Here is an 11498-nt window from a genome sequence, read left to right as displayed (position 1 = left end):
TGAGCGTGTCGTTCACGCATCAGCTCAGCCAAATCTCGCGATGTCGCGCCCGCACGATCGTCCCGTTCTCACACCCGGGATGTCGCAGGAAAATATTATCGCTCCGTTCATGATCGATACTTTCCGGTAAATTTTGCATCAAACTGCGATACCGATCGGCATAAATTCTGAATTCTTTGCCCGTCTCTGAGGCCGATCCAGCACTGATCCCTGCTGACAAACTGTTGACCAAATTTAATTCTTGGATCACGAGACAAGACGCAACGCAAATATCTCGATGCGGGACAAGTTTTACATCATTATCTGCCATTTAAGCAGCGGAGTCTTATGACAATGTACGTCATTGTCGATGAACGATCGATGGTCACCGACGGATACGTCGCGAGTTTCAATCGAGAAGGCATCTCATCGGTAGGTTTGCGGGCGGATGATTTCGCGGACTGGCTTCAGACGGCGCCCGGGACGGACCTGGATGCGGTCCAGGGCTTCCTCCTCGGCGCTTGCGAGCAGCGGCCGGGATGGCCCGAGCTGATCCAGAAGCGGTCACGCGCGCCGATCATCGCGATGATCGAGACGCGTTGCCTGACCGAGACCCTCCATCTGTTCGGGGCGGGCATCGACGATGTCGTCCGCAAGCCGATCCATGTCCGCGAAATCCTCGCCCGGACGGAGGCCGTGTGGCGCCGTTCGCAGCGCGAGGAGGCCAGGGACGCGGGGGCGGACCGGACCGCCCGGCTGAAGGTGTATTTCGACGGTCGCGACCCCGACATCGACGGGGAGAAGATGGCCCTGCCCCGGCGCGAACGTCAGATCCTCGAGTTCCTGGTCCGCAACCGCGGCCGGCGAATGACCAAGGAGCAGGTGTTCAACGCCGTCTACGGCGCCTTCACCAGCGACGTGGATGAGAGCGTGATCGAAGGCCACATCAGCAAGCTCCGGAAGAAGCTCCGGCAGAAGCTGAGCTTCGACCCGATCGAGGTGCGGCGCTACCTCGGATACGCCTTCGTGAACTGACGGCCCGGCACCGCCGGCCCGTGCCGGCGGCGTCGATCCTCCGGGGCGCAAGAGCCACACCTGCGGCCGGACCGGCCCAGGCCCTCCCAAGCCGGACAGCCGTCCACCGCAAGCTTCGGACAAGACAGGACGCGCAAAGATCCGCCGACACCAAACTGTGTCGCCGGAGCAGACGGTCAACGCAAGGCGGCGATCAGGATTCCGCTCCCGATCGCGGGATTATGGCGCCGCCACGATTGCCAAACCGGGAAGCCGACAGGTCATGAACCCGATCTTTCTCTTCAATCTCGCATCGCGACAGCTGCAGCACCTGACGGCGCGCCAAGCGGTCATCTCGGGGAACATCGCGAACGCCAACACGCCGGGCTATCGCGCCCGGGACGTGGCGCCGTTCAAGGATGTGCTCGATCGGACGGTCCTGGCGATGGCGGCGACCAAGCCCGGCCACCTGGAAATCGACGGTGTCGCCGCACGGCCGGCGCGCGCGAAGGCCACCGGCGGCTGGGACGTCGTGCATTCCGGCAACTCGGTCAGCATCGAGGAGCAGCTGATGAAATCCGGCGAGGTGAGCCGCGAGCAGGCCCTCAACGGCGGCGTCGTCAAGGCGTTCAACCGGATGCTGTCGCTCAGCGTGAAGGCGGGACAATGATCGACCCCCTGACCGCCTCCTCGCGGATCGCCGGCTCCGGCATGGAGGCGCAATCCGAGCGCATGCGGGTCATCGCGGAGAACATCGCGAACGCGCAGTCGACGGGACAGACCGCGGGGTCGGACCCCTACACCCGCAAGACGATCACGTTCCGCACGGCGCTCGACCGGGCCTCCGGGACGGCGGCGGTGGCGGTGCGCCAGATCGGCCAGGACAAGGCCCCGTTCCGGGTCGAGTACGACCCCGGCAACCCGGCCGCGGACGGGAACGGGAACGTCAAGCTGCCGAACGTGAACATGCTGATCGAGATGGCCGACATGCGGGAGGCCAACCGCTCGTACGAGGCGAATCTGCAAATGATCAAGCAGACCCGCTCGATGGTCGCCGGCATCATCGAACTCCTGAGGCCGTGATGATGCAATCCCTCGCAGCCCTCCCAACCGTTTCCGACAAGACCTCCGTCTTCGGCGCGACCGAGCTCGGTCTGGCGATGCCGGGCGCCCGGCCCGCATCCTCCGCGGCGCCGACCTCGAATTTCGGCGATCTCCTGGCCCAGATGGCGGGGCAGATGCGGGACACCGTCAAGGCCGGCGAGGCGACCGCGATCGCCGGGATCCAGGGCAAGGCGTCGACCCAGGCCGTGGTCGAGGCGGTGATGTCGGCCGAGCAGACGCTCCAGACGGCGGTGGCGATCCGCGACAAGGTCGTCGCCGCCTACCTGGAGATCGTCCGTATGGCGATCTGACCGGGCGAGCGGCCCCCAACTCGACACCCCCATCTCCGGCGCAAGGACCTGATCATGAGAGCGCTCGCCATTGCGGCCACGGGCATGAACGCCCAGCAGCTGAACGTCGAAGTCATCGCCAACAACATCTCGAACCTGAACACGACGGCGTTCAAGGCGGCCCGCGCGGAGTTCAAGGACCTGATCTATCAGGCCGAGCGGCCGGCGGGCGTGCCGATCCAGGCCGGCGAATCAGCGATCCCCGAGGGCGCCATGCTGGGCCTCGGCGTGCGCAACACGGCGATCCGGAACCTGCACCGGCAGGGGCCGCTGACCAACACGACCAACCCCCTCGACCTCGCGCTCAACGGCCGGGGCTGGTTCCAGATCACGATGCCGAACGGCGAGATCAACTACACCCGCGCCGGCTCGTTCAACAAGAACGCCGACGGCCGCCTCGTCTCGGCCGAGGGCTACAGCGTCGACCCGGCGATCATCATCCCGCAGAACGCCGTCGACGTGGTGATCAACGAGACCGGCCAAGTGATGGTCAAGGTCGACGCCCAGCCGCTGCCGCAGACCATCGGCCAGCTGCAGCTCGCCAATTTCACCAACGATGCCGGGCTCGAGCCCCTGGGGAACGGCCTGTACCGCGAGACGCCGGCCTCGGGCCTGCCGGTCACCGGCTTCGCCGGCGATCCGGGCTTCGGCAAGCTCCAGCAGGGCTACCTCGAGACGTCCAACGTCGATCCCGTGCGCGAGATCACGAATCTCATCTCGGCTCAGCGGGCGTTCGAGATGAACTCGAAGGTGATCCAGGCCGCGGACGAGATGGCCGGCACGATCTCGAAGGGTATCCGCTGACATCATGACCCGACACCCTCGCCCCGCAGGGATCGCGGCGTGGCCGGCCCGGACGCTGGCCGCAGCCTGGGCCGTCGGCCTCGCCGCCGCGCCCGTCGCCGCCGCAGAGCAGATGCTGCCCGTCCCGGTGGCGACGATCTACGCGGGCGACGCCATCAAGCCGACGATGCTGCGCGATCAGGCCTACCCGGAGAGCTACAAGCCGCGCCTGCCGGTGGTCGATTCGGCGGCCCGGGCCGTGGGACGGATCGCGCGGCGCACGCTGCTGCCCGGCGAGACGATCCCCGTCCTCGCCATCGAGGAGGCGAAACTCGTGACCCGCGGCGCCCCGACCGTGATCGTCTTCGATGAGCACGGCGTCACCATCTCGACCCAGGGGATGGCCCTGGCGAACGCGGCCGTGAACGAGGCGGTCAGCGTCCGGAACACCGCCACCGGGCGAGTCGTCCAGGGCGTCGTCCTGCCGGACGGCCGCGTGCGGACGGGGCAGCCGTGATGCGCCGGCTGATCCTTGCCCTGGCCAGTCTCGTGCTCTGGTCGGCGCCCGCGGCGGCGACGCGCATCAAGGACATCGCGGCCCTCCAGGGCGTGCGCGACAACCAGATCGTCGGCTACGGGCTCGTCACCGGCCTGCAGAGCACCGGCGACACCCTGCGCAATTCGCAGTTCACCGAGCAGTCGCTGCAATCGATGCTCGACCGGCTGGGCATCAACGTGCGCGACCAGCGCCTGCGGACCCGCAACGTCGCGGCCGTGATGGTGACGGCGAACCTCCCGGCCTACGTCGAGCCGGGCTCGCGGGTCGACGTCTCGGTGAATTCCATGGGTGACGCCACCTCCCTGCGCGGCGGCACGCTGCTGATGACGCCGCTCGCCGGCGGTGACGGTCAGGTCTACGCGGTCGCCCAGGGCGCCCTCGTGGTCTCCGGCTTCAGCGCGACCGGCCAAGCCGAATCACTCGTGTCGGGGGTGGCGACGGCCGCCCGGATCCCCAACGGGGCGCTGGTGGAACACGCGGTCGCCGGAACGTTCAGCGAGTTGCCGTCCATGGCGCTCGAACTGAAGAACCCCGATTTCCACACCGCCGTCCTGATCGCCGACGCGATCAACGCCCACACCCTCCAGAAGTACGGACGGCGCGCGGCGAGCCCGCGCGACTACCGCACCGTGGTCCTGTCCCGCCCCGGCCAGGTCGGGCGGACGCGGTTCATGGCCGAGATCGGCGAATTGCAGGTCCAGCCGGACATCCCCGCCAAGGTGGTGGTCGACCAGCGGACCGGAACCGTGGTGATCGGCCGGAACGTGCAGGTGTCCACCGTGGCGGTGACGCACGGCGACCTCACGGTGCGCATCACCGAGACGCCGCAGGTGTCCCAGCCGGCGCCGTTCTCCGACGGCCAGACGGCCGTCGTGCCCCGGACCGACATTGAGGCGGGCGAGCGGATGGCCCGCCTGGCGATCGTGTCCGGTCCCGACTTGCAGACCCTGATTCGCGGCCTGAACAACGTCGGGATGAAGCCGATGGACGTGATCGCCATCCTCCAGGCGGTGAAGACGGCGGGCGCCCTGCAGGCGGAGCTGGTGATCCAATGACCGGCCCGACCGCCGAGCGCCGCACCGTCGCGTGGGGCCTGTGTCGCGGCGTCGTCCTCGTCCTGGCGGCCGCCCTGCTGCCGGCCGGCCAGGCGACGGCCGAGCCGAAGCCGGGCGAGCCGGCCAAGACCGAGGAGGGCCGCACCTCGCAATACTGTGCCGGCATCGCCAACGCCGCGGCCGACGCCCGCTTCACCTGGCAGAAGGACGCGCTGACGGCGCTTGCCAAGGACGTGGAGGCGCGGATCGCCCAGCTGGAAGCCAAGCGCACCGAGTACGAGGCCTGGCTGAAGCGCCGGCAGGCCTTCCTCGCCAAGGCGGACGAGAGCGTCACCGCGATCTACGCCAAGATGCGCCCCGAGGCCGCGTCGCAGCAGCTGACCGCCATGGACAGCGAGGCGGCCGCCGCGATCCTGACCCGCCTCGATGCCCGCGTGGCCAGCGCGATCATGAACGAGATGGATCCCGGCCGTGCCGCCCGGCTGGCCAACGTCATCAACAACACGCCCCCGAAGGAGCCTGTGCCGTTCAGGCCCGACGACGGCACCAAGGCTCCCCCCGAGCCGCGCTCGGACCAGGGGGAACGCCGCCCGCAGGACAGCGAGAAATCAGGATGACCGGGCCAGAGCGCTCTTCGCCGATGTGGCAGCCGGTTCGGCGCGGGAGGGCGCGTCGCGCCGGGGGCCTGAGGTTGCTCGCGGCTGCGGCGCGATCAGGCGCGGCGCTCGCCGCCATCGCCGCGCTCACGGCCCTGGGGGCCTGCGCGACCCCCATCCAGGAGATCGGCCGCGCCCCCGCCCTGAGTCCGGTCGGCCTCGGGATCGATCCGAATCACGACTCGGTGCCGCAGCTCTACGTCGGATCGCAGCGGCCGGGCTACCACTCGACCTGGGCGCAGCAGAGCGCCGACCTGTTCCAGGATCCCCGGGCGAAGAATGTCGGCGACGTTCTGACGGTGCTGATCGCGATGAACGACAAGGCCCAGTTCGACAACAGCACGGACCGGTCGCGCGATTCGCGGACCAAGTCGAGCCTCGACATCCAGCTCGACCTGTTCGGCCTGACGCCGGAGTCGAAGAATCACTACGAGATCAACGGCAACTCCTCCACCAAGGGTCAGGGGACCATCGACCGCAAGGAGCAGCTCCGGCTGTCCGTGGCCGCCGTCGTCACGCACGTCTTCCCCAACGGGAACATGCTGATCAGCGGTTCCCAGGAGGTGCGGGTTAATTTCGAAGTCCGGGTCCTGAACATCGCGGGCATCGTCCGGCCGCGGGACATCTCACGACGGAATACGATCGACTACGACAAGATCGCGGAGGCGCGCGTCTCCTACGGAGGTCGGGGCCGGCTCATGGAGGTGCAGCAGCCCGGCATGGTCCAGCAGGTCTACGACCTGGTCGCGCCGTTCTGATCCGGCGGACACGATCATGGCCTCCGACAGAACCTTCCGGTCCGCCGGACCGCGCTGGCTGCTGCTGCTCGCGGCGCTCACGATCCTGGCGATCGGGGTCGGCGCGGTCAGCGGCCTGTACATGATCTCGCGGGTCGAGCAGGCCGTGGACGAGCGCAAGAAGGTCGAGGAGGAGCAGGTCCAGCGGGTGACCAGCTACGGTGCCGATGCCACGGTGACCAACCTCGGCACCATGGTGACGAATCTCGCGAGCCCCAGCGAAGTCTGGGTCCGGCTCGAGGCGTCGATCGTCGTGAAGGCCGGCGCGCTCACCAACCCCGAGGCCGTGTCCGCCGAGATTCGCCAGGACATCGTCGCCTACCTGCGTACCCTGTCGGTCGCCCAGCTCGAGGGTCCGAGCGGCCTGAGCCACCTGCGGGAGGACCTGGCCGAGCGCGTTCAGGTCCGGAGCAGAGGCCAGGCCCGCGACCTCTTCATCGAAACGCTCGTCGTTCAGTAGGGCGCCCGTCCGTCCGCGGCGCGGGCGGAGCGCGAACCTCTGGCCGACGACGATCAGGACTGGTTCCCCCATGCTGCGTTGCGTCTTCATGGCGAGCCCGCTGCTCCTCGCCGCCACGGCCGCGAGTGCCCAGGGGTTCGGCCTCGATCAAGTGCTGCCCCCGGGGAACGGGTCGGTCAGCGGGCGGATGGTTCAGCTCGTCGCGCTGATGACCGTGCTGTCGATCGCGCCGGGCCTCCTCGTCATGGTGACGAGCTTCACCCGGTTCGTCGTGGCGCTCTCGTTCCTCCGGTCCGGGCTCGGCCTGCAGAGCGCCCCGGCGAACATCGTGCTCATCAGCCTGTCGCTGTTCATGACCTTCTACGTCATGGGACCGACCTTCGACCGGGCGTGGCAGGACGGTGTGCGCCCTCTCACCGAGAACAAGATCACCGAGGAGGAGGCCTTCGCCAAGGTGACGGCGCCGTTCCGGGACTTCATGCTGGCCCATGTCCGGCCGAAGGATCTCGACACGTTCGCGGAAATCGCGGCAGCCAATACTCTTCGGGCACCGGACGGCGGCCGGACCGACCTGCGAATCCTGATTCCAGCCTTCATGATCTCCGAACTGCGCCGCGGGTTCGAGATCGGGTTCCTGATCGCGCTGCCCTTCCTGGTCATCGACATGGTCGTTGCCGTGCTGGTCATGTCCATGGGCATGATGATGATGCCGCCGACGGCGATATCACTGCCGTTCAAGATACTATTCTTCATTCTCATTGACGGCTGGAACATACTTATCTCAGGTATTTTAAAATCATATTTCTGATTATTACTTCATAACTCCGCAATCTAAGTCTTTTTAACACAAAAATATCGACGACACAGATCGGTGTTGACATCCGCCGCCGAAATGATCATCTCATCGCCATCGCGGAACCGAAGATCAACGTGGGCCAGACGGCCCGCCCCAGTCGATCGGCCGTGATATCGATAGCAGATTGCTTCCGTGTGCCTGTCACACCGAACCAAAGACATGAGGTCGTCCTGCTATGCCGGTGTGAATCCGGCATGTCCCGCCACGGTACGCTTTCCAAAGGGACATCACCATGTCGAGCCTGTTGACCAACACCGCCGCGCAGGCGGCCCTCACCACCCTCAAGCTCACGAACCAGGATCTGGAGAAGTCCAGCAACCGCGTCGCCACCGGCCAGAAGGTTGCGACCGCCTCCGACAACGCGGCCTACTGGTCGATCGCCACCACGATCCGCGCCGATATCGGCTCGCTCAACGCCGTGAAGGATTCGATCGGCCTCGGTCTCGCCACCGTGAACGCCGCCATCAACGGCCTGGACAACGTCCGCAACACCTTCCTCGACCTCAAGAGCAAGCTGACCGCGGCCAAGACGCCGGGTGTCGACCGCAACAAGATCCAGCAGGAGATCGCCGCCCGGCAGACCGACCTGCGGACCTACGCGGAGAGCTCCTCGACCAACGGCGAGGCTTGGCTGGCCGCCGACTCGACCTCCGCCAACTACGTCGCGAACCGCAAGATCGTGGCGTCGTTCAGCCGCGTCCAGGGCCAGATCTCGATCGGCACGGTGACGGTGAACGTCGACGACACCAAGCTGTACGACGTCGCCTCCACCACGGGTGGCGCCGCGGGCACGAAAGGCACGGACGCGATCACCACCGCGGGCGCTGCCGGCGCGTCGGCGGCCTGGGTCACGGCTTCGGCCGCCTTCTCCACCGCCCAGGCGGTGTTCGAGGCCAAGAAGACCAGCCCGAACGGTGCGACCGCGGGTGACGTGAGCACCTTCGATACGGCCACGACGACGTACCTGACCGCCAAGAACACCTTCGACAAGGCCGTCCGGGACGCGAACAACGCCGCCGCTACGGCGACCGGCGCCCCGGCCGGCAAGGACGGCGCGGGCGGCATTCTGGACAAGCAGTGGCGGGTGTTCGGCGCCGACGAGAACGGCTTCAACAAGGCTTTCGTGGTCAGCGTCAAGGATCTCGACATCTCGACGATCCAGCAGGGCGACATCTCGAAGCTCAACGCCTACATCAACCTGGCCGACAAGGTTCTCACCAAGATCACCGATGTCGGTACCAAGCTCGGCGCGATCCAGTCGCAGATCCAGTCGCAGTCGAACTACGTCGACACGCTGATCAAGGTGAACGAGAAGAGCGTCGGCATCCTGGTGGACGCTGACATGGAAGAGGAATCGACCAAGCTGAAGGCCCTCCAGGTCCAGCAGCAGCTCGGCATCCAGTCGCTGACGATCGCGAACCAGAGCACGCAGCAGATCCTCAGCCTGTTCCGGTCGTAATCCCGGCCCTGATCGTCGACGACATCCGCCCCTCGGGGCGGAGGCGGGCCGCGCATCTCCGGATGCGCGGCCTTCTTTGCGTGGTGTCCGGCGCGCGCCACCACCTCCAGGCAAGGTTGATCGGCGAAGCCTGGATCAAGCCACAGCCGTGGAGGCCTGAGTCCCGTCGATGCCCGGTCGCGCGCACCTAGAGAAGCTTTGGCAGAACATCCTGGAGCTGGGGCCCCGGCGCCTGATCGCCCTCGGCCTGGTGGGGCTCACCGTCTTCTTCGCGGTCGGGCTGGGCGCCTATTATCTCAGCCGCCCCCTGCGGGAGACCCTCTACGCCGGCCTGAGCCGCGACGACGTCACCCGCATGGGCGCCGCCCTGAAAGAGGCCGGCATCTCCTTCGACGTCAGCGCGGACGGCACCGCGGTGCTGGTGGGCTACGGGCAGACGGCCCAGGCCCGGATGCTGCTCGCCGAGAAGGGCCTGCCGCAGAGCGGAAAGGCCGGCTACGAGCTGTTCAACGACCTGGGCTCGCTGGGCCTGACCTCGTTCATGCAGGACATCACCCGGGTCCGGGCCCTGGAGGGCGAGCTCGCCCGCACCATCCAGACGCTCAAGGGCGTGAAGGCGGCCCGGGTTCACATCGTGATGCCGGATCCCGGCTCCTTCCGCCGAGAGCAGCAGCCCGCCTCGGCGTCGGTGGTGGTGCGCACCGAGCCCGCCAACGACCCGGCGGTCGCGCCCGTCATCCGCCAGCTCGTGGCCGCCGCGATCCCCGGCATGAAGCCCGACAAGGTGACCGTGCTGAACACCGACGGGACGGTCCTGCTCGCGGGGGACGACGCCACCACGGCGCCGGCCGGACGCTTGGCGAGCCTGGAACAGACCGTCAACCATGAGATCCAGGACAACATCCGCCGGACGCTCACGCCGTATCTCGGCCCGAACAACTTCGAGGTCAGCGTCGTCGCGCGGCTGAACACCGACAAGACCAAGACCGACGAGACGATCTTCAACCCGGACCAGAAGGTCGAGCGCTCCCTGCGGACCGTCAAGGAATCCGAGAGTTCGCAGAACCGCGCCCCGCAGAAGCCGACCACGGCACAGCAGAACCTGCCGAACCAAAACGTCCAGGCCTCCGGCAGCGAGAACTCGAACTCCGAGAGCCAGCGCCGCGAGGATCTGTCCAACTTCGAGATCTCCTCCAAGACGGTCTCGACGATCAGCGACGGCTATTCCGTCAAGAACCTCTCGGTCGCCGTGCTGGTGAACCGGTCCCGCCTCGAAGCCCTGGCGGGCCCCGCGAAGGACGGGAGCCGGATCGAGATCGAGCCGAAGGTCGCCGAGATCGAGCAGCTGGTCGCCTCGGCATCCGGCTTCAACAAGGTGCGGGGCGACCAGATCAAGGTGGCGGCGGTCAGCTTCGTGAACGACGGCCAGCCGTTGGGCCCCGCGCCACCCCTCGGGCTCGGCGAGGTGCTGCTGCGGCAGTCCGGGACCCTGATCAACGCGGCCACGATCCTGATCGTCGGATGCCTGCTGATCTGGTTCGGCCTGCGCCCGGCCGTCAATGCGATCCTCGCCCCGTCGCCCGCGACCGAGCTGGCCCTGGCCGGGGCGGAGGGCGACGGGGCTCTCGCTCTGCTGCAGGCGGAGCAGGATGCCGCCGCATCGAGCCCCAACCTCATCGAGGATCTGTCGGAGCAGATGGCCCGCTCACCGATCCGCAAGCTGGAGCAGCTGGTGGAACTCGACGAGGAGCAGGTGGCCAACATCCTGAAGCAGTGGCTCACCCGTGAAGAGGCCGCGTGATGACGGACGCTCCCGCGGTCTGGGCCGTCTTCTCGGGCAAGGGCCGGCGCTCCTCCTCCACCTTCGCGGCGCTGGCGCCCAAGCGCGCGGAGGCCGAGCCGCCGCCACCGGACCTCGATGCCGTCGCGGCGACCGCGCGGGAGGAGGGCCGACGGGAGGGCGAGGTCCAGGCCCGTCAGGCCGCACAGGCGGCGGTCGCCGCGGAGCGGGAGGCGGCCGCCGCAGCCCTGGCCGAGGCCCGGCAGCGCTGGGTCGAGGCCGAGGCGGCGGCGCTGACCGCCGCCGTCACGGCGCAAATCCAGGCGCTCGAGACGCGACTGGCCGAGAGCCTGACGCGGGTCCTCCTGCCGTTCCTGACGGACGCCCTGCGGCACGAGGCGATCGACGCGCTGCACGCGACGCTCGCGAGCCTGGCGGCGGACGAGGCGGCCGGCACGCTCGCGGTGACCGGGCCCGCCGACCTCGTCGAGGCCCTCACGCGGCGCCTCGCCCTGCCGCCCGGACGGCTCGTCGTCACCACCGACGGCCAGCCCGATCTGCGCATCCAGATGAACGGAACCGTCGTCGAGACGCGGCTCCGGGCCTGGAGTGAGCGCCTCGCCGCGCTGGTCGAGGATCGGTGACC

The 11498-nt window shown here is 67.7% G+C and carries 14 protein-coding genes; all 14 read left to right on the top strand.

From position 1 onward, the window contains the following. Positions 1-333: 333 nt before the first annotated feature. The 14 genes from MFF58_RS13480 (at position 334) to MFF58_RS13415 (ending at position 11496) form a co-directional block, all read left to right on the top strand. Positions 334-1014: a response regulator transcription factor gene (locus tag MFF58_RS13480; protein WP_238288359.1), complete on the top strand. Its 681-nt coding sequence runs from the start codon at positions 334-336 to the stop codon at positions 1012-1014. Positions 1015-1276: 262 nt separating this feature from the next. Then, complete coding sequence (flgB, locus tag MFF58_RS13475) at positions 1277-1663, top strand: flagellar basal body rod protein FlgB (RefSeq protein WP_238288567.1); 387 nt, start codon at positions 1277-1279, stop codon at positions 1661-1663. Further along, the gene (gene flgC, locus MFF58_RS13470) at positions 1663-2076 is read left to right on the top strand and encodes a flagellar basal body rod protein FlgC (protein ID WP_238288565.1); all 414 of its coding nucleotides are present in this window, start codon (positions 1663-1665) and stop codon (positions 2074-2076) included. Before flgB ends, flgC begins: the two co-directional genes overlap by 1 nt. Beyond that, positions 2076-2408: a flagellar hook-basal body complex protein FliE gene (gene fliE / locus MFF58_RS13465; RefSeq protein ID WP_238288343.1), complete on the top strand. Its 333-nt coding sequence runs from the start codon at positions 2076-2078 to the stop codon at positions 2406-2408. Before flgC ends, fliE begins: the two co-directional genes overlap by 1 nt. Before the next feature lie 54 nt (positions 2409-2462). Beyond that, positions 2463-3251 (top strand): flagellar basal-body rod protein FlgG, encoded by a 789-nt coding sequence (gene flgG / locus MFF58_RS13460; protein ID WP_238288341.1) that lies wholly within the window; start codon positions 2463-2465, stop codon positions 3249-3251. Between the two features lie 4 nt (positions 3252-3255). Beyond that, positions 3256-3747, top strand: coding sequence for a flagellar basal body P-ring formation chaperone FlgA (flgA, locus tag MFF58_RS13455; protein WP_238288332.1), 492 nt, complete (start codon positions 3256-3258; stop codon positions 3745-3747). Further along, positions 3747-4844 carry a flagellar basal body P-ring protein FlgI gene (gene flgI, locus MFF58_RS13450; RefSeq protein ID WP_238288331.1) on the top strand — a complete coding sequence of 366 codons (1098 nt, stop codon included), beginning with the start codon at positions 3747-3749 and terminating at the stop codon, positions 4842-4844. Before flgA ends, flgI begins: the two co-directional genes overlap by 1 nt. Continuing rightward, the gene (locus tag MFF58_RS13445; protein WP_238288329.1) at positions 4841-5461 is read left to right on the top strand and encodes a MotE family protein; all 621 of its coding nucleotides are present in this window, start codon (positions 4841-4843) and stop codon (positions 5459-5461) included. The genes flgI and MFF58_RS13445 overlap by 4 nt, the downstream gene beginning before the upstream one ends. A 74-nt stretch (positions 5462-5535) precedes the next feature. Continuing rightward, positions 5536-6258 (top strand): flagellar basal body L-ring protein FlgH, encoded by a 723-nt coding sequence (flgH, locus tag MFF58_RS13440; RefSeq protein WP_238288319.1) that lies wholly within the window; start codon positions 5536-5538, stop codon positions 6256-6258. Between the two features lie 16 nt (positions 6259-6274). Then, complete coding sequence (locus MFF58_RS13435) at positions 6275-6757, top strand: flagellar basal body-associated FliL family protein (RefSeq protein ID WP_238288317.1); 483 nt, start codon at positions 6275-6277, stop codon at positions 6755-6757. 88 nt (positions 6758-6845) lie between these two features. After that, positions 6846-7565 carry a flagellar type III secretion system pore protein FliP gene (fliP, locus tag MFF58_RS13430; RefSeq protein ID WP_238288563.1) on the top strand — a complete coding sequence of 240 codons (720 nt, stop codon included), beginning with the start codon at positions 6846-6848 and terminating at the stop codon, positions 7563-7565. A 280-nt stretch (positions 7566-7845) separates the two neighbouring features. Next, the gene (locus tag MFF58_RS13425; protein ID WP_238288316.1) at positions 7846-9072 is read left to right on the top strand and encodes a flagellin N-terminal helical domain-containing protein; all 1227 of its coding nucleotides are present in this window, start codon (positions 7846-7848) and stop codon (positions 9070-9072) included. Between the two features lie 169 nt (positions 9073-9241). Continuing rightward, positions 9242-10873, top strand: a complete 1632-nt coding sequence (fliF, locus tag MFF58_RS13420) for a flagellar basal-body MS-ring/collar protein FliF (RefSeq protein WP_238288307.1) — start codon at positions 9242-9244, stop codon at positions 10871-10873. Next, entirely contained in the window at positions 10873-11496 is a 624-nt protein-coding gene (locus tag MFF58_RS13415; RefSeq protein WP_238288305.1) for a hypothetical protein, read from the top strand. Before fliF ends, MFF58_RS13415 begins: the two co-directional genes overlap by 1 nt. The last annotated feature ends 2 nt before the right edge of the window (positions 11497-11498 follow it).

Source organism: Methylobacterium longum, from assembly GCF_022179385.1.
GTDB classification, from domain to species: Bacteria; Pseudomonadota; Alphaproteobacteria; order Rhizobiales; family Beijerinckiaceae; genus Methylobacterium; species Methylobacterium longum.
The sequence above is the reverse complement of the archived record's forward strand: the minus strand, read 5'-3'. Positions and strand labels throughout refer to the sequence as shown.

Coding starts and splice junctions, on each gene's coding strand:
- MFF58_RS13480 (WP_238288359.1), top strand. CDS start 334: ATGTACGTCATTGTCGATGAACGATCGATGGTCACCGACGGATACGTC.
- flgB (WP_238288567.1), top strand. CDS start 1,277: ATGAACCCGATCTTTCTCTTCAATCTCGCATCGCGACAGCTGCAGCAC.
- fliE (WP_238288343.1), top strand. CDS start 2,076: ATGATGCAATCCCTCGCAGCCCTCCCAACCGTTTCCGACAAGACCTCC.
- flgG (WP_238288341.1), top strand. CDS start 2,463: ATGAGAGCGCTCGCCATTGCGGCCACGGGCATGAACGCCCAGCAGCTG.
- flgA (WP_238288332.1), top strand. CDS start 3,256: ATGACCCGACACCCTCGCCCCGCAGGGATCGCGGCGTGGCCGGCCCGG.
- flgI (WP_238288331.1), top strand. CDS start 3,747: ATGCGCCGGCTGATCCTTGCCCTGGCCAGTCTCGTGCTCTGGTCGGCG.
- MFF58_RS13445 (WP_238288329.1), top strand. CDS start 4,841: ATGACCGGCCCGACCGCCGAGCGCCGCACCGTCGCGTGGGGCCTGTGT.
- MFF58_RS13435 (WP_238288317.1), top strand. CDS start 6,275: ATGGCCTCCGACAGAACCTTCCGGTCCGCCGGACCGCGCTGGCTGCTG.
- fliP (WP_238288563.1), top strand. CDS start 6,846: ATGGCGAGCCCGCTGCTCCTCGCCGCCACGGCCGCGAGTGCCCAGGGG.
- MFF58_RS13425 (WP_238288316.1), top strand. CDS start 7,846: ATGTCGAGCCTGTTGACCAACACCGCCGCGCAGGCGGCCCTCACCACC.
- fliF (WP_238288307.1), top strand. CDS start 9,242: ATGCCCGGTCGCGCGCACCTAGAGAAGCTTTGGCAGAACATCCTGGAG.
- MFF58_RS13415 (WP_238288305.1), top strand. CDS start 10,873: ATGACGGACGCTCCCGCGGTCTGGGCCGTCTTCTCGGGCAAGGGCCGG.